8 protein-coding genes are annotated in these 18,092 nt (G+C 66.5%); 4 read left to right on the top strand and 4 right to left on the bottom strand.

Annotated features, from left to right (window positions below):
* Positions 1–71: 71 nt before the first annotated feature.
* From O5M90_RS27460 to O5M90_RS27450, 3 genes are read right to left on the bottom strand one after another with little or no spacing between them, the layout of a single operon-like run.
* Entirely contained in the window at positions 72–3,158 is a 3,087-nt protein-coding gene (locus O5M90_RS27460; RefSeq protein WP_269840795.1) for an efflux RND transporter permease subunit, read from the bottom strand.
* Positions 3,155–4,261, bottom strand: a complete 1,107-nt coding sequence (locus O5M90_RS27455; RefSeq protein ID WP_269840796.1) for an efflux RND transporter periplasmic adaptor subunit — start codon at positions 4,259–4,261, stop codon at positions 3,155–3,157. Before O5M90_RS27455 ends, O5M90_RS27460 begins: the two co-directional genes overlap by 4 nt.
* Before the next feature lie 17 nt (positions 4,262–4,278).
* Entirely contained in the window at positions 4,279–5,769 is a 1,491-nt protein-coding gene (locus tag O5M90_RS27450; RefSeq protein WP_440402490.1) for an efflux transporter outer membrane subunit, read from the bottom strand.
* Positions 5,770–5,845: 76 nt separating this feature from the next.
* Between O5M90_RS27450 and O5M90_RS27445 the strand changes: the two genes are divergently transcribed.
* The 4 genes from O5M90_RS27445 (at position 5,846) to O5M90_RS27430 (ending at position 12,604) form a co-directional block, all read left to right on the top strand.
* Positions 5,846–6,496: a TetR/AcrR family transcriptional regulator gene (locus O5M90_RS27445; RefSeq protein ID WP_269840798.1), complete on the top strand. Its 651-nt coding sequence runs from the start codon at positions 5,846–5,848 to the stop codon at positions 6,494–6,496.
* 118 nt (positions 6,497–6,614) lie between these two features.
* Positions 6,615–10,022: an ATP-binding protein gene (locus O5M90_RS27440; protein ID WP_269840799.1), complete on the top strand. Its 3,408-nt coding sequence runs from the start codon at positions 6,615–6,617 to the stop codon at positions 10,020–10,022.
* Positions 10,023–10,071: 49 nt separating this feature from the next.
* Positions 10,072–12,297: a SulP family inorganic anion transporter gene (locus O5M90_RS27435; protein WP_440402489.1), complete on the top strand. Its 2,226-nt coding sequence runs from the start codon at positions 10,072–10,074 to the stop codon at positions 12,295–12,297.
* Positions 12,260–12,604 carry a tripartite tricarboxylate transporter substrate-binding protein gene (locus tag O5M90_RS27430; RefSeq protein WP_269840802.1) on the top strand — a complete coding sequence of 115 codons (345 nt, stop codon included), beginning with the start codon at positions 12,260–12,262 and terminating at the stop codon, positions 12,602–12,604. Before O5M90_RS27435 ends, O5M90_RS27430 begins: the two co-directional genes overlap by 38 nt.
* 375 nt (positions 12,605–12,979) lie before the next feature.
* On the opposite strand, the gene O5M90_RS27425 is transcribed toward O5M90_RS27430, so the two are convergent.
* Positions 12,980–18,019, bottom strand: a complete 5,040-nt coding sequence (locus tag O5M90_RS27425; protein ID WP_440402488.1) for a hypothetical protein — start codon at positions 18,017–18,019, stop codon at positions 12,980–12,982.
* Between the last annotated feature and the right edge of the window lie 73 nt (positions 18,020–18,092).

Raw genomic sequence — 18,092 nt, 5'->3', positions numbered from 1 at the left:
AGCCACGACTTCCGGCGGATCGGCCGTCTCCATGCGCCCCATGATCATGCATCAAACCCATCACCCGGTCCTCAAGCAGCGATCGCCGCCGTCGGCACCCTGGCCGGGCTGTCGCGCCGGACGCTGAACCACGCGGCGTACAGCGCCGGCACGAAGACCAGGGTCAGCGCCGTGGCGACGATGAGGCCACCCATGATCGAGATGGCCATCGGTCCCCAGAAGACGCTGCGCGACAGCGGGATCATCGCCAGCACTGCGGCGGCGGCCGTCAGCACCACCGGTCGCGAGCGCCGCACCGTGGCGTCGACGATGGCGGTCCACGGCGCGACGCCTCGCGCGATGTCCTGGTCGATCTGGTCGACGAGAATGATCGAATTGCGCATGATCATCCCGCCCAGCGCAATCACGCCCAGCAGCGCGACAAAGCCGAACGGCGCCTGGAACAGCAGCAAGGCCGGCACCACGCCGATCAGCGCCAGCGGGCCGGTCAGGAACACGATGAGCAGGCGCGAGAAACTCTGCAGCTGGATCATCAGCAGGGTCAGCATCACGGCGAACATGACAGGAAACACCGCGAACAAGGCCTTGTTGGCCTTGTCGCTCTCCTCGATGGCACCGCCCTCTTCGATGCGGTACCCCGGCGGCAGGCTGTCGATGATGGGCTGGAGCGACGGCCGGATCTGCGCCGTGGCATGGGGGCCCTGCACGCCATCGACAATATCGCTGCGCACGGTGAGCGCCATGTCGCGGTTGCGCCGCCACAGCACCGGCTCCTCGAAGCCCGGCTCGATGCGCGCCAGCTGCGATAGCGGCACAGTGACACCACCGCGCGTGAACACCTGCAGGTCGCCCAGGCCACCGATGTTCTTGCGTTCCTCGGGCGTCGCCCGCACCACCACGTCGACAAGCTCTTCACCGCGCCGTATCTGCGTGACCGGTGCACCGTCCAGCGTCGTCTGTACCAGGCTCTGAATGTCGCCACTGCTCAGGCCCAGCAGCCTGGCCTTGTCCTGGTCGACATGGACCTGCACCGAGCGGACCTGCTCGTTCCAGTCCAGCTGCGTGTCGCGCACCAAGGGGCTTTCGCGCACTGTGTCGCGCACGCGGTAGGCGATCTCGCGCACCTGCGCCTTGTCAGGCCCGATGACGCGGAACTGGACCGGAAAACCCACCGGCGGGCCGAACTCCAGGCGCTGCACACGCGCCCTGACATCGGGAAAGGCCTCGTCCTTGTCGAAGAGCTCCATCAGGCGAGCCCGCACGCGTTCGCGCTGCTCGATACCGGCCGTCTTGACGACGAACTGGGCAAAGCCTGGATTGGGCAACTCCGGCTGGATCGACAGATAAAAGCGCGGCGTGCCGGCGCCGGTGTAGGCGGTGAAGAACTCGATGTCCGGGTCCTTCGCGAGAAGTGCCTCGAGCCGCTTCACCTGGTGCTCGGTGGCGGCGAACGAGGCGCCCTCGCGCAGCCGCAGATCCACCAGAAGTTCCGGCCGCGAGGCGGTGGGGAAGAACTGCTGCTGCACCTTCAGCATGCCGGCGCCCGCGACAGCGAAGGCCAGCACCGTGAGGGCCAGCACCCAAGCCCGGCGCTGTACCGCCCAGTCCACGACCTTGCGCAGCCGGTGGTAGATGGGCCGATCGTAGACGTCATGGTGGCTGCCGGCTGCCAGGTTCTTCGGCAGCAGCAGCATGCCCAGGTAGGGCGTGAAGACCACGGCGACAAGCCATGACAGGATGAGCGCCACACCCACGATCCAGAAGATGCCGCCCGCATACTGCCCGGCGATCGACTTCGCAAACCCCACCGGCATGAATCCGGCTGCCGTGATCAGCGTGCCGGTGAGCATGGGGAATGCGGTGGACGTGTAGACATAGGTCGCCGCACGCATGCGATCCCAGCCCTGCTCCAGTTTCACCACCATCATCTCCACCGCGATGATGGCGTCGTCGACCAACAATCCGAGCGCGATGATCAGTGCGCCGAGCGAGATGCGGTCAAGATTCCAACCTGCGGCATACATGACGGCAGCGACCAATCCGAGCACCAGCGGCACCGACGCGGCCACCACGATGCCGGTGCGCCAGCCCAGGAACAAGAACGAGACGGCCAGCACGATGGCCAGCGCCTCAAGAAACACGCGCTCAAACTCCCAGACCGAGTCCGCCACCACACGGGGCTGATCCGCGTACTGCTCGATGTGCACGCCGACCGGCAGCTCCTGACGCAGCTGCGCCAGTCGCTCGTCAAGCGCGCGCCCGAAGTCCAGCACGTTGCCATTGGCTTGCATCGTCACGCCGATGGCCAGCACCGGCACGCCGTTGTGGCGGATGGTCATGCTCGGCGGATCCTCGTAGCCGGACCGAACGGTCGCGATGTCGGCCAGCCGCAGCAGCTGACCGCCCACCTCTACCGTCACGTTGGCCACGTCCGCAGCGCTGCGCAAACCACCGTCCACCCGGACCTGCACGCGGTCGTGGGTGGCATCGGAAGAACCCGCCTGGGCGACCAGGTTCTGGCGCGCCAGCGCATCGAACACCGCCGTGGGCGGGATGCCCAGCGCCGCCAGCCGCCGCGTGGACAGCTCCACATACACACGCTCGGCCTGCTTGCCCAGCACATCGACCTTGGCCGCACCGGCCACGCCCTGGATGCGCCGCTTCACGTCTTCGGTGATGACGAGCAACTCGGCCATCGAGAGGTCGGGGGCACTCAGGGCGTAGAGCACGCTGTAGCGGTCGTTGTACTCGTCGTTGAAGAAGGGACCACGCACGCCCTCGGGAAACTCCTGGCGCACATCGCCGATCTTCTTGCGCACCTGGTACCAGGCGTTTTCCAGCTCCTCCGTGCTGCTGCCGCCCTTCATCCACAGCGTGATGCCACCGTAGCCCTGGCGCGCGAAGCTGCGCACGTACTCGAAATGATCCAGCTCCTGCAGCCTGCGCTCGATGCGGTTGAGCACCTGGTCCTGCACGTCCTGCGCGGTGGCACCGGGCCACACGACGATGGCTGTCATCTGCGGCACGTCGAAGTTCGGGTCCTCCAGGCGGCCCAGCCGGCTGAAGGACAGGCCGCCGACGATCAGCGTCGCAATCAGCAGGAACAGCACCATCGGCCGGTGAGTGACGGCCCATTCCGAGAGATTGAAGCGTTTCATGAGCTGCTCTTTGTCATCGTGGCCGGGGCGGCCTCGGGTGCGCGCTCGATGGCGCGAACGGCGATGCCGGCATCCAGCTTCTGAGCACCGACGCTGACGACACGGCTGCCAGGGGCCAGGCCGGAGACATGCACGGAGGCGTCATCCACGCGCACCACCTGAACCGGATTGAAGACCAGGCCTGAGCCCTTGGCGTTCAGCACCCAGACGCCTGCCGACCCGCTGGCCTTCACCAATGCGGTGACCGGCAAGATCGCGGCCGCCGGGCCGGCGGGCTGTCCGGCCAGGTTCAGCTGCAGCGTGCTTCCCAGCGGCAGGGCGGCGACGGCGGCACGCGACTGCGGGGCTGCGGCGTAGCGCACGCGAAAGGTCCGGGCCTGCGCGTTGGCCACAGGAGAGAGCTCGCGCAGGACCAGCCGCAGCGCAGGCGTCGTGTCATGCCATGGCGCGGCCGAGGCAGCGAGCCCGCGTACCCGGCCGACCCATTCCTCCGGCAGGTCGGCGACGATCTCGCGCTCGCCTTCTCGCGCAATCGACAACACCGGCTGGCCTTCGGCCACCACCTGACCGCGCTCGAAGCGCAGCGCGGTGATCACGCCGGCATAGGGCGCGAGCAGCGAGGTGTAGCCTTCCCGATTGCGCGCCAGGTCCAGTTGGCGGCGGGCCTGCTCCAGCCGGGCTGCGGCCGCGTCAGCGCGGGCCTTCTGGCGCTCGTGGTCGGCAGCGCCCACCGAGCCATCGGTCAGCAGGCGGCGCAAGCGGGCCTCGTCGGACGCGGCCTGCTGCGCATCGACCGATGCCGCTTGCACCTGGTCGGCGGCGGCTCTTTCGGCAAGCTGGTAATCGACCGGGTCCAGCCGCGCCAGCGCCTGGCCGGCCTTCACAACGTCGCCCACCTCGACCAGCCGGTCCACGACCTTGCCGCCGGCGCGGAATCCAAGGTCTGTTTCGACACGGGCCCGCACAACGGCGGTGAACGAGCGCGTCTGCGAAGACGCGGCCTGCGTCACGGTGGTCACGAAGACCGGCTTGACGACGGCCACGGGAGCAGCCGGTTCGCTGCAGGCGGCCAGCAGCGCGGCGGCAACGGTCGCGAGCGACACGGCGGGTAAGGTCCTGTTCACTGGGGCATCCTTGCGGCAAGAGAAGAAGGTATGGCGGCGCTGACCTGGGTTGGCGCGAGACCGCCACCCAGGGCCTTGTAGAGCTGCACCTCGGACAGCTGCTGCTGAAGGCGGCTGTCCGACAGGGCGAGTTCGCTGGACAGCACAGAGCGCTGCACATCCAGCAACACCAGCAAATCGATCTGTCCTTCGCGTTGCAGCGACTGCGCGCGCTGCAGCGAGCGGCGGCGGTGCTCGACGGTGCGGGCCAACGCGGCGGTGCGCTCGGCTTCCTGAGCACGCATGAGCAGGCTGTCCTCCACCTCCTGCACGGCCACCAGTACTGCCTTCTGCCAGACCAGCAACGCCTCCTCGGCGCGAGCGGACTGACCACGAATGCCGGCGTCGATGCGGCCGGCGTCGAAGATCGGTGCGGCGAAGGCCAGCGCGACGTTGGAAAAGCGCACCGGGGCGAGATCCAGCGCGTTCAGGCGCAGGTCCTGGCGGCCGACGAGCGCGCTCAGAAAGAGCTTGGGCCACCATTGCGCGCGTGCCTCGGTGCCGCGCAGCGTCTGGGCTGCGACAAGCGCCTCGGCGGCGATCAGATCGGGACGGCGCCTCAGCAGTTCGCTGGGCTGGCCGGTGCCGATCTGCCGCGCGGCGGGCCATGCAAAGACATCGGTCTCGCCGACAACTCGGACCGAGGGGTTGCGGCCCAGCAGCACGGCCAGTCGTGTCTGCGAAGTGCCGGCCAGCATCCGCAGCGCCGGCACTTGCGCATCGAGCGCATCGGCCTCGGCACGTGCCCGGTCCAGGTCGAAGGCGCTGGCCTGGCCTTCTCGGAAACGGCTCTGCACACGGCTCGCTGTCTCACGCTGAGCCGCTGCCAGGGCTTGCACGATGCGCAGCCGCTCCCCGGCACCGCGCAGCACGAAGTACTGTCGTGCGACTTCGCTGGCCACCAGCAACCGCGCGCCATTCACGGCGGCGCTGGCGGCGGCGGCATCGGCCTGCGCCGCGTCGCGCGCGGCGCGCACGCCACCGGCCAAGTCGATCTCCCAGGCCAGATCGACACCGGCACGCAGCGCGCGGGTGTCGGGCATGCCTTGCTTCACCGGCCCGGGCAGTCCGCTGTCGCTGTGCGAGGCGGACGCCTGTACGCCCACGGTGGGCCACAGACGAGAGCCCTGGGCATCGTGGCCCGCGCGGGCCTGAGCGACGCGCTGCAGAGACATCGCCACATCCTGGTTGGCCGTCAAGGCTTCCTCGATCAGCGTCGTCAGCGTCGGATCGCCGTAGCCGGCCCACCATGCGCCATCGAGGCCTTGGGCGGACGCGGCGGCCGGCCCGGCCTGAGCAAATGTGGCGGACAGCGGCATCGGCGGGACCAGGGGTTGCAGAGGCACCCCCGAGCAAGCCGACAGGAACGCCAGTGCCGCGACGGCCGGCGTCAGACGGATCAAGCGAGAACCGGCATGAGGGCCGCAGCGCGTGGGGGGCGTTGTCATTGGCTTCATATAATGTACTTACAAGTACACTAAGTGTAGCGAGCTATACTGGACTGTCAAGTACAGAAATTTGCCAATGCCAAAGATCGAGGACGACCTTGCACCAGCGCCGCGTCGCGGCCGACCGCGCGACCCCGAACGCCTGAGGCGCATCATGGAAGCGGCGAGGAGCCACTTTGACGCGCAAGGTTTCGAGCGGGCCAGCGTCGACGCCATCGCCAGCGACGCGGGCGTCTCGAAGATGACCATCTACAGCCACTTCGCTTCGAAGGAAGGTCTGTTCGAGGCGGTGATCCGTGATCGCACCGATCGCGTGATGGGCGGGCTGGCCGGTGTGGAGGCGCTGGACCCGGAGCAGCCCGAGAAGGCGCTGCTGGCCATCGGCGCGCAGTTCCTCACACTGGCGCGTGAGGAAGATGCGCTGGGCCAGTTTCGCTCGCTATACGGCGCCGCCGGAACGCAGCGCGAGGCATGCCTGGCGTTCTACAGGCAAGGGGCCGACAGACTGATCGGCGACCTGGCCGCCTATCTGCGCCGCGCTGACGCGCAGGGCGCGCTGCACATCAGGCACCCGCGTCAGGCGGCCGACCTGTTCCTGTCGATGTTTCTTGGCGATGGCCACATCCGCGGGCTGTTGATCCTCGACATGCCCGACGCGCGCGAGAACAAGGCTCTGCTCCGGGAAGCCGTTCGGGTGTTCATGGCCGCCTACGCCAAGGCGCCGTGACGGCTTGCGCGCCGGCCTGAGCAAGCCTCACCGCTGCGGCTGCAGTCATCCATCCTTCGAGCCCCCCGCAAGCGCAAGGCCTCGCGCACTCGACCTCGCGTTGCTATGCTCAGCACCCATGTCGCCCGAGCACGAACAGCTTCGATCCGCGATCCAGGCGCTGGAGGCCCAGCGCGGCTTGCTGGGCGACGCGGTGGTGGACATGGCGGTGGCGCCGCTCAAGGCCCAGTTGGCCGCACTGCTTGAGCCAGTGCCGCCTGCCGAGGCAGCCCAGACCCTCAGGCAGGTCAGCATCCTGTTCCTGGACGTGGTCGGCTCGACCACCCTCTCCCATCGACTCGACCCCGAAACCATCAGCGCCGTGATGGACGATGCTCTTGCGCGCGGCACGATCGTCGTCCAGGCACACCACGGCAAGGTGCTGCAGTACGCAGGCGACAGCATCCTGGCGGCCTTCGGTGCCGAGGAGTCCCACGAGGATGACACCGAACGCGCCGTGCACTGCGGCCTGGCCTTGCTCGAACTCGGCAGGCAGCTCGGCGCCGAAGTCGAGTCCGCCTACGGCCACGCCGGCTTCAACGTCCGCGTGGGTCTGCACACCGGCGCCGTGCTGCTCGGCGGTGGGGTCGACGGCGACGCCAGCATCCGCGGCATTGCCGTCAACATCGCCGCCCGCATGGAGCAGACCGCCCCGGCCGGCGCGCTGCGCATCAGCCACGACAGCTACGCGCAGGTGCGCGGCCTGTTCGATGTCCAGGCGCAGGCGCCGCTGATGGTCAAGGGCGTTGACCGCCCGATCCCGAGCTACCTGGTCAAGAGCACCAAGCCACGCAACTTCCGCGTCGGCACGCGCGGCATCGAAGGCGTGGCGACCCGGATGGTCGGCCGCGACACCGAACTGCAGGCCCTGCAGGCCGCTTTCAAGCGCCTGTTTGCCGACCGCCGGCTGGCTGCGGTGACGGTGGTGGCTGAGGCGGGCGTTGGGAAGAGCCGGCTGCAGCACGAGTTCGAGGCCTGGAGCGAGGAGCAGCCTGAGCGCTTTCATCTGTTCCGCGGCCGCGCAACGCCCCAGACCGGGCTGCAGGCCTATGGCTTGCTGCGCGACCTGCTGACCTGGCGCTTCCAGATCCGCGATGACGACAGCGTCGAGGTCGCGCGCCAAAAGATGGAAGACGGCGTGGTGCCGCTCTTTCTGCATGACGACGGCGCTGATCTTGCCGAAGCCCACGCCCACCTGCTGGGCCACCTGATCGGCATCGAGTGGCAGGACAGCCGCCACATCCAGGGCATCGCCGAGGATCCCAAACAAATCCGCAACCGCGCCTTTCATGCCGCCGCGCAAGTGTTCCGGCGGCTGAGCGCCAGCGACGGCAGCCCTGTCGTGCTGCAGTTGACCGATCTGCATTGGGCCGACGACGAGACCCTCGACTTTCTGGACCACCTGGCCGACGTGAACCGCGACGTGCCGCTGCTGCTGCTGGCCTTCACGCGGCCGACGCTGTTCGAGCGACGCACCGGCGGGCGCAGCAGCGATGGTCAACACCAGCGCATCGACCTGCGTCCGCTCGATCTGCCGACGAGCCGGCTGCTGGCCGAAGAACTGCTGAAGAAGCTGCCCGGCATCCCGCCGGGGCTGTCGGAGTTGCTCGTCGGGCGCGCCGAAGGCAATCCCTTCTACATGGAGGAGTTGCTGCGGATGCTGATCGACCAGAGCGCCATCCGCACCGGCGAGACCTGGGCCATCGACGCCGAGCGCCTGCTGTCCACCCAGGTGCCGTCGACGCTGACGGGTGTGCTGCAGGCGCGCCTGGACGGTCTGCCAGGGCCCGAGAAGCATGCGCTGCAGCAGGCCAGCGTGGTGGGCGCGGTATTCTGGGACCAGGCCCTGGCCGCCGTGGAGGCGGAGGCCGCGCAGCAACTGCCGGCGCTGGCGCGGCGCGCGCTGACCCTGCCGCGCACCGATGCGGTGCTGGAAGGCCTGCGCGCTGACCTGCGTGAATATGCCTTTCGCCACCAGCTGCTGCACCAGGTGACCTACGACACCGTGCTCAAGCGCGCCAGGCGCGAAGGCCACGCCAAGGTTGCGCAGTGGCTAGCGCTGCTGACCGAACGGGGCGGCCTGCGCGCCGGCGACCTGCAGGGCCTCGCGGCCGAGCACTTCGAGCAGGCGGGCGACGCGGCCCGGGCCGCCGAGTTCCACGCCCGCGCCGCCGAGCAGGCGGGGCAGCGCTTTGCCCACGAGCGGGTACTGGCGCACGTGGGCCGGGCGCTGGCATTGCTGGGCCAGGTGCCGCCCGCGACGACGGCCGGTGCCGAACTGCGTTGGCGGCTGCTGAGCGTGCGCGAGAAGACGCTGGGCCTGCAGGCCCGCCGGACCGAGCAGGCCACCGACCTGGACGCGCTGGCCCAGCTGGCCGAGACGCTGGACGACAACCGCCGGCGCGCTCATGCGGCCAGGCGCCGCAGCCTGCGCGCGATGCGCATGGCCGACTGGACAACCGGCGAGACTGCGGCACGCCAGGCCATGGCCTGCGCGGCGGCGGCCGGCGACGACGGCCGGCGACTGCATGCGCTGCGGCTGCTGGCCTGGGCGCGGGTGAAGCAGCTCGACTTCGAGGGCGGCCGCTCGCTCGCGCTGCAGGGCCTGGCCGAGACGCGCAGCCTGGGGCTGCGCGATGTCGAGGCACCCATACTCAACGTATTGGCCATCGCCGCCGCCACGCAGGGCGACATGCTGGGCTACCTCGCCGCAACACGGCAGAGCCTGCAGATCTACCGCGAGACCGGCGACCGCGTCAACGAAACCATCGGCCTGTCCAACCTGGGCGTGGGCTGGCTGAACCTGGGCGACCTGGCGCAGGCCCAGCGTGATCTGAGTGCGGCGCTGCAACTGCTGCGCGCCGACGGCAACCGCGTGGTCGAAGGCACGACGCTGTGCATGCTGGGCGTGGTGGCGCTGTGGCAGGGCGACGCGGCGGGGGCGCTGGTGCTGGCCGGCGCGGCGCGGGACATCGCGGTGGCAGCGCAGGCGCGCGACGAGGAAATACTGGCCACGCTGCAACTGGCCGCGGCCAAACTGGCGCTGGGCCACGGCAGCGCTGCGCGGGCCTACTACGCCCAGGCGCGCCAGCGGGCGCTGGAGATCGACCACCCGCTGCAACAGGAAGCCAGTGCCGGCCTGGCGCGGGTGGCGCTAGCCGAAGGCGACACCGCCGGCGCGCTGGCCGCGCTTCAGCCGGTGCTCGACCATGTGGCCGCCGGCGGCTCGCTGGACCACATCGACGAGCGCCAGGTCGAACTGAGCTGCCACCAGGCCCTGGCCCGCGCCGGCGACCCGCGCGCGGACCACTGGCTGGTCCGCGCCCACGGTGCACTGATGGCCCAGGCCGACGCGATCAGCCGCAACAGCACCGACGCCGCGCTGCGCCAGGGATTCCTGCAGAACATCCCGCACCACCGCGAGATCGTCGCGGCGTGGGCCCAGCGTGATGTGGGGAGTGAAGCGCCTGCGGGGCCGGCGGGCTGAGCGTCGGCATCCAGTCGATCGGGCCGTGCACGGCCGGGAAGGGAAAAGCATGGCGGAACAGAAGATGGCAACCCAGTGGGCCGCGGCGCTTGGCGAGCACGTTCGTGCGCTGCTGCGTGACCTGCTGGCCGGTCTGGTCGGCTCGGTGGCACTGATTGCGAACGTGGTCTCGTTCGCGGCCCTGATGTTCCCGGGCGCGCTGTCTCCAGGCGCGCCGGTGGCCGTCTGGGCGATGCTCGTGGGCGGCGGCATCACCGGCATCTGGCTCGCGTGGCGCACTTCGCTGCCGCCGACGGCTGCCGTCATCGACTCCGCCACCGGCGCGGTGCTGGTGCTCTTGTCGGCCAGTGCCGGTGCGGCCGTGCTGGCGGCCGGCGGCAGCACGCAGACGGCTGTGAACGCGGTACTGCTGCTGTTCACGGCGACCACCCTGCTGACCGGCGCCCTGCTGCTCGCGCTTGGGCTGCTGCGCTGGGGGCACTACATGCGCTTCGTGCCCTCGTTTGTCGTCGCGGGTTTTCTTGCGGCCACCGGTTGTCTGCTGCTCGCGGGCGGTGTGCGCATGAGCAGCGGCCATGCGATGAGCGAGCTGTTCGCGCCCTGGAGCGGCGGGCAGCTCACCCGACTGGCCTGCGCGGCCGCGATGCTGGGTCTGATGCTGGCGCTGCGGCGCTGGGTCCGTTCGGGGCTGGCGATGCCGATTGCCTTGCTCGCTGTGACGGCCGCCGGCCACCTGCTCTTGCATCGGAACGGGCTCGCGAGCGCCGGGTCCGGCTGGTACCTGCCTTCGCCGGGCGCGCTGGTTGCCTGGTCGCCGCTTGACGCCGCGCGCTCGGTCGCCGTGCCTTGGGCCCTGCTCGCGGGCTTCGTGCCGGAACTCGCGGCCGCGGCCGTCGTGGCACTCGTCTCCATCGTCACCAAGACCGCGACGCTCGAGTCGATGCGCAAGACCACCGGCGATCTCGACTGCGAGCTGCGTGAACATGGCGTCGCGACCCTGGCCGCCGCACCCCTGGGCGGTATCGCGGCCTGCGTGCAGCTCGGATCGAGCCGCCTGCTCGAACAGGCGGGCGGTGCGGCAAGGCGCAGCGGTGTCTTCTGCGGAGCGATCCTGTTGCTGGTGGGGCTGACGCACGCGGACGTCCCGGCACTGGTCCCGCTGCCCGTCGTGGCCGGCCTGATGCTCTACCTCGGCTGGAATCTGCTGGTCGAGGCCCTTGCGCGGCTGCTGGCCCAGCGTGCCTGGCTCGATCTGCTGCTGTCGGTGTCCATCGCCGCGGCCTGCGTGCGCTACGGCTACCTCGCTGGCGTGATCGGCGGCGTGGTGGGTGCCTGCCTGCTGTTTGCGGCGAGTTGTGCGCGTACCGGCGTCGTGCGCCAGCACCTGTCGCGCGCCCAGTTCACCGGCAATGTCAGCCGCACGGCGGCGGACGAGCGCTACCTCGCGGACCATGGCGAGCGCATTCAGATCTACTGGCTGGCCGGCCATGTGTTCTTCGGTTCCGGCGAGGGGCTCTTCGAGCGCGTGCGCCGCGACCTCGACGCACGTGCCTCGCTGCCGGTCAGCCACGTGCTGCTCGACTTCGGTCTGGTGACCGGCGTGGATGCGTCGGCCGTGGTGAGCCTGAGCAAGCTGCGCAATCACTGCGACAAGCGAGGCACGGTGCTGCTGCTCGCAGCGATGGCGCCGGCCGTCGCGCGTGCACTCGGGCGCAACGGCAGCGTCGCCGCCCCCCAGGGCGGGCCGCCGCCGTTCGCCGATCTCAACACCGCGCTCGCCTGGTGCGAGGAGCGCGTGCTGGAGCGCGCGGGCCGTGCGCCCGACGCCGGCGAGGACGGATTCGAGGCGTGGCTGCAATCGCAGCTCGGAACCAGCGTGTCTGCGGAAGACTTCATCGCCTACCTGGAACGACACGAGGTCGCCAGCTCCCAGGTCTTGTACGCCCAAGGCGACGACTCGGACGAGATCGACCTCGTGGCAGCCGGCCGGCTCGTGGTCGATGTGACCGATGCCAACACCGGCCGCACCGTGCGCACCCGGGTCGTGACCACCTGCTCGGTGGTCGGCGAGATGGGATTCTTCCGTGGCGTGCCGCGTTCGGCCACCGTGTCGACCGAAGGTCCGGCGAGCCGCTACACGCTCACGCGCGCAGCCTACGAACGCATGCGGCGGGAGCGACCTGCCGTGGCGATCGCGTTCGACACCTTCCTGCTGCGCACACTGTCCGACCGGATCAATGTGGCCGATCGCATGGTCGCGGCGCTGGCGCGCTGAGTGGGCGCGATCGGTACACGCGAACCGGCGGGCAAGGGCTTCAAGGACCGCTTCAGGGCCTGCAGGGCAGGACAGGCCCGCTGGCCGCCGTGATCAGGCCCAGCGCTCGGGCCGGCAGGCCAAGAACGACAAGGTCAACCGCGACGTCGACACCGCGCTGGCCATGCCCAATGTGCAGAAGAAGCTGGACATGTACGGCGCCGAAGATGGCGGCGGCTCGGCCGACAAGCTCAAGCGCTTCATCGAGACCGAAACCGCCAAATGGAGCAAGGTGGTCAAGGACGGCAAGGGGACGATGGATACTTGAGCGCCGGCTGCGGCGACGGGTGCGGTTTTGAGGGCGCGGGGTGGGAGCAGGCCCCTCTTATCGTGCCCGCTTTTGCGCAAGAATTTCGCTCGGCAATAGAGCGCAGGGCCGGTGATGCTGAGGATCGAGTAGCCGAGCGGCGAGACTGCAGAGGATGCGGGCGCGGACTGGATACGACGGGCTTGATCGAGCACTCGCGGCCAGGAGCGAAACTTCGCAGAACAATCTGAACGCGGAGGAGTGTTCCAGCCTATCTTCTACAGCTCCGAGCCCGCATTGCCACCTTATCGGCCGAGAGGATCGTTGTCTGTCTCAAATACATCTGCTCCTTGACTTGCGCATTCAGATTCTTCTTCGCTAAGTGGCCCGGCCGGCTTAACTCGCAGGCGAGGTCGCTAAATAGTCTCGAAGCTGAAAGCCGAGCGAAGACCCAGCATCGACGAGCCGGTCGAGAACATCCAGCGTTGCTCTCCGCAGATTGATGTCTTTGAGGAGCACCTCCCGGTGTTCGTGGACTGCAACTCGACAGATAGTTTCTGCGTGCCATAAGCTGTTCCCGTCGTCGAACAAGTCGGCGGGCGCCCTTCCAAGAGCATCGCGAAGCTGAGGAAGTGCCATTGGAACCGCAGTGACCCTTCCTACTCCTGCCATGAGCATCAGTAGGTTCTCGAGCGCCGGCCTACTGTCGCCCACAGTGGTTAGGCAGTTGGCGATGTAATTCTGTCGGGACCGGAACAATGGCAAGTCGTGCCAGGTCTCTGGCCAAGAAACAGAGCAGAACAGCAGCGTTGAAAGTGCCTTATCGAATCTGCTGTAGGACCGCCTGGTTCGGGTCCTCAGTGACTCGTCAGGAAGAATCTTTGCGGTCGCTCGGTCCCACACCCGCCAGAGGGCATCGGCGTTCGCGAACTCTTGCTTCATGCACGCACTCAGAGTGGACTCCAGCACTCTTTCACTGAGGTCAGGAGCGTGTTCCATACAGTAGTCAAGCGTTTCGAACAATGGGGATTGGTCCGTCGTTTGTGCGATCAGCTCTGCCGCCATCAAGTCTCCCGTCTCCCAGCGAGCCTCGAAGTCGACGTAGTCGGGATCGTGCCGCCTCGCCCTGGGCCGGCCCTCCACGTCGGCCATGAGCCGCACCAGCGCCATGAGCGACTCGACTCTCCACATGCCCGGCTTCTCGCTGCGCGCAGCATCAAGGGCAATCGTCCATTCCTTGACGGCCGCCAAGCTCTTGGGCCGGGAGCGCACACCGGGCTTCATCTCCCGCAGGGCCTCGAGCAAGGCCTCGGTGGTGGCCGCCCGAGCTTCATCGACTACGTCGCGAGTTCGTCCGCGCGCATCGAGTGCTTCTGCATACTGCGAAAGGGCCGTGGTCAGCACGTTCGCCAGAACCGGTTGTTTTGGTCTTAGAACCTCAGAGATGGCGATGGCAGCAGCCCGGCGCAGTTTCCAAACCGGCTCGGTGATGATGTTGGCCAAGGCTTCTGGCATCTTGGGCAGGTTTGCGTCGACACCTGCAAGCAGGATAACCGTTCGAGCACGGAGTTCCCCTGCCGATGGGTCACGGTGCAACCATGCGTCCTTGTCTTCGCGTTGTGCAGCGACTTCAAGCAAGGAGGTCCTAGCCCACTGCAGCGGGGCTGACGTGTCGACCGGCCACTTCTGGATTAAGGCGCAAGCCAGTTCGTCTTCGAGACCCAGAAGCATCGCGCTCTCCTGGCCTTCAAACTCGGGCCGCAGACGAAGGAACTCCTCGTAAGGCTCTGCGGGCGATGAGAAGCGTTCAGCGGTATCAGGCTCGGCAGTCGAGTGCCGTCCTGTAACAGCAGCTACCCACAGACGCACCGCGCTTAGACGATTCATCCGTTGCATACCTTCCTGAGCCCGCTCGCTTACCCGCTGCAAGTCGGGTTCGAGGTTGGCAATCTCCAGGGGCACCAACTTTCCGTCGCCTATAGGCTCGCCAAGCTTCAGCCCGCGCGCATCCATCCGCTTGAGAGCCATGCGCCATCCGTCGGGCACCTCTGCTGCTCCTTTCAGGTCTTCTAAGTGCTTATCCAAGATCGCAAAAACTGCATCCCGAAGGTCCGGCCGGTTGAACTGCAACTGGAGCGTAAGCCCCTCTAGGTTGTGCCGCCGATGCGGGAGTCGGTTGCTGGCTATGCGCTCTTTCTGTCTCTCATTGTCCAGACCGTCATGGCCGCCGTGAATAGCCAGGGACATAGGCTCATGAACACTGCGAGCCATGTCGTCGGCGAAGAACCTCGGACAATTGAGGATACAGAGCATCTTCTCTGTGACGAGTTCCGGTTGAGCCATCAGAACCCCTGCCACGAGGCCAGTCGTTAAGCTCGACTCTCCCGCCCCCAAGATGATCTCGATCACCTGCGACATGCGTTTGGGCTGCGCTCTCGCTTCAGTCAACAAACGCTCTTCGAGAGCCATCAGCGCGCAGTTCAAGATGTAACTGGTGACCGAGTGGGCGCGGTAGGCAACCCAGAGGCGCCAGTCGTGGATGTGCGGTCGACCATTGGGACTTTGCTCCGACGGGATGATCGAGACCTCCTTCGGGTTTGCCTTAGCAAACGACACTGCAGCGTGGTTGCACAGGTCGATGACGAATCGCACGCTCTTTGCAAAGGAATAGAGCAAAAGCGAACGGAATGGTCCCTGCAAGACAGAGGGCGGGAAGAATTCGTGATCTGCCCGATCGCTGAGTCCAAGGTCCGCCTCCCACCCATCCGCGCGGAAATGGCGTTTAGTCTCCAAATTGTCCTTGGTGTAAAGCCCCCAGAACGCTTCTCGCACAAGGTCAGGGGCGAAGAAGCTTGGCTCCCTGCAGGTCTTGAAGTTGACTAAGAATTCCAGGCGCTCTTCAGCGCAGAAGTCGCGGCCGTCATGGTCGCGCGCGAGACGTTGCAGCAACGAATCGATGAACGCCTTGAACCGCACGGGGTCCGCTCCTGAGGTGCGGCATAGGAGCGCATAGAAGCGCCTGCCGATGGATTGCTCGCGGTACCAGTTGTCGTTGTCGCGCCAGCAGAAGTGCTCCGCGATACCAAAGACGTCAGCCACCCTCTGGCTTGGCTCGTGCCAGTTGGCGTCGTGAGAGGTTGCATCCTCCGCCAACTGCACGACCCACGAGTGACTCTCTGGTGGCAGGTGCGGGAAATTCTTTGCAACCAGCGTAACGACAACGTCCCAAGCTTTACCAACCGGCGCGGCCATCCCCAGCCGCACCACGAACTCCTTGTTTGCAGGGTCATCTGCCAAGCCGGAGTAGTCGATCGACGTTGGCCCCTTGCAAGCAACCCGCAGCAAGTGACTCAGTCTCTGCAGTAAGCTCGCATCGCTAAGGCCGACATTGCCCCCAAGCTTTCCTGTCAAATCCTCGACCCGCTCTGAACGCAAAAGCCCGATGGTCACCTCATCTCGCCACAGTTGCGGAATGGTCGAGTCCTGCTTGAGTGCAGCTTCGAGCAGTGCATAAGCGTCACTATCTCCTTCGGCAGATCGTTGCGCTGTCCATGAGCGCAATGCCCTTCGCATGCCGGCGTGTGATCCGAGCTTGGCAAATAGCGAAACCCAGTCGCGCTCGGCACCGCGCACCTCTCGCTCGACCCGGAAGAAGAGTGACCAGTCCTCCAGAACGTCGTGGGTAGGGGCCACCCGGCGCGCTGGATCCTCTGCCAGCACGGCGTCCCTTAAAAGAGAGGAAACGGCTTCAACATCGGCCGGCGCCTCGACAAACTGCGAGAAGCGCTCGGTTCGTGCGTAGCAGATCGAATCGAAGGCGTCTCGGCGGCGAGCCGCCATCCCTGCGGGCAAGCCTTTGCTAGGAGCAATTCGTTCCGTCCACAGCCGCAGGCGCAAGTCATTGCCTGAAGCCTGAGGTAGAGCTGTGCCTCCTGCGCTGTAGATGAAGGCAAGTTGCAAGTAGTAAGGCGCCCGGAGAACTTCTCGCACACCCGAATCTTTAACTCCCATCTGTTCAAGAACGCTCCCAGCCACCGCAGCAGCAACCTCCGTGTCTGTGAGCAAAGGAATGTCGACGATCTGGGGGGAGAATCCGGCGAGGAAGTTTGAGTAGAGCGGGTTGAGTCCGTAAGAACGGGTAGTGACACACAGCCGCGCTCCTTTGTTCTGGCGAACGAGTGCAAGCAGCTCTATGAGCGCACCTGGGTTCTGTGCCTCAAGGGCCTTTTCAAGCGAATCGATGACGACAGTGGTCCTCCCGCAGCGCAAGAAACTCGCCATTCCAAGAACTGCGTCAGGTAAGCCATTGAGCGACTGAACTGACGCCAAGCTCGGCGAATCGAGTTCGTCGGCTCGGAAGAAGAACAGCGGGCCGGACTCACGCAGCAACGGTGCGAGCTTCGAGATGACGGCCGACTTGCCCGCACCTGGACCGCCGGTGATGATTATTAATTGCCGTTCATCGAGGCCTGCCAGCACCTGGGCGACACACTCGCCACGCGAGATGTGCGATCCGTTGGGAAGCTCCGTTGAGATGAGCGCGAGTTGAAGGCGCGCTCGTTCGCAAAATCTGTCTGCGACGTTGCTGAGGCCCCTGTTGATGCTTAGGCGGCGCACTGCGTCCTGCAAACCGGCCTTGGCGGTGGAAGGCCACGTTTCCCGAGTGACCGTGCCGACCGTGATGCCTTGCTCGAAGACGTAGGAGAACAAGCCATCCCACACCAGCTCGCCTGAGTCGCCGGATAGACCGGAAGTCAGGAGAGCTTGAACCAGACTGAGCTCTTGCGAAGAGTCGGTACCAAGGTCGTGAACGTCAACGCGCAGGCGGCGAAGCAATTGGAAGACCAGATCATCGGCGTACTTGTCAGCAAGAGCGGTTCTCGATACCTCTCTAAAGGCCTCCCAAGTATCTTTGTGCTTGCGGTCAAAGAGCTTGGAGTCAAGCTTGAGCAGGAAGTCCTCAAGGTCAAGGGAGGCACGAGAGAGTTCGCAGAGTCGCTTGGCGGCCTGATTGGCCGCAGTCGCAGGCGCAATCGTTGCTAGGACCAAGATGTCACATGAGCGGTCGAACGGGCTCCCCCCCAGCCCAAGGAAGTCTCTCCACGCCCCGTGCAACCCATCGACAAATTCGCTGTTGCCAACCGTTGCATTGAGCCCTCGCTTGCATTGGATGAGTTGCAGCCAGGTGCCGCTGACGTCCCTGAGTTGGCAGTAGATGTCGTCCGTATGCGCTCCCACATACCGAGCCTCGAACCGCAACAATTCGACGCGACTGCCGTGTGAGCTGAAAGCTGTAGGCAAGCCGGTAAGCATGTTGACCAGGTAGAGCGCTCCGACTCGAGCCTGAAAGACACCGCCACCCCCTCCAGTGGCGATAGTGCTCATGACTTGGGTGCCCTTGAGGGGGTCGCGGTAGGTTTCGTCTTTCTTGCTCATACGCAAAAGCCGTCGCCGCAGTGCGGCGCCTCCTGCGGGCAAGCATAAAGGGTTCGACACACCGAGAGACGTG

This window comes from Paucibacter sp. M5-1 (assembly GCF_027498415.2).
Lineage (GTDB): Bacteria > Pseudomonadota > Gammaproteobacteria > Burkholderiales > Burkholderiaceae_C > Roseateles_E.
Note: the sequence above shows the minus strand (reverse complement) of the source record. Positions and strands in the feature narration are given on the sequence as shown.

Excerpts from the sequence above, each read along its gene's own strand:
- O5M90_RS27425 (WP_440402488.1), bottom strand. The coding sequence starts at position 18,019 with ATGAGCAAGAAAGACGAAACCTACCGCGACCCCCTCAAGGGCACCCAA.
- O5M90_RS27430 (WP_269840802.1), top strand. The coding sequence starts at position 12,260 with ATGTGGCCGATCGCATGGTCGCGGCGCTGGCGCGCTGAGTGGGCGCGA.
- O5M90_RS27440 (WP_269840799.1), top strand. The coding sequence starts at position 6,615 with ATGTCGCCCGAGCACGAACAGCTTCGATCCGCGATCCAGGCGCTGGAG.
- O5M90_RS27445 (WP_269840798.1), top strand. The coding sequence starts at position 5,846 with ATGCCAAAGATCGAGGACGACCTTGCACCAGCGCCGCGTCGCGGCCGA.
- O5M90_RS27435 (WP_440402489.1), top strand. The coding sequence starts at position 10,072 with ATGGCGGAACAGAAGATGGCAACCCAGTGGGCCGCGGCGCTTGGCGAG.
- O5M90_RS27460 (WP_269840795.1), bottom strand. The coding sequence starts at position 3,158 with ATGAAACGCTTCAATCTCTCGGAATGGGCCGTCACTCACCGGCCGATG.
- O5M90_RS27450 (WP_440402490.1), bottom strand. The coding sequence starts at position 5,769 with ATGACAACGCCCCCCACGCGCTGCGGCCCTCATGCCGGTTCTCGCTTG.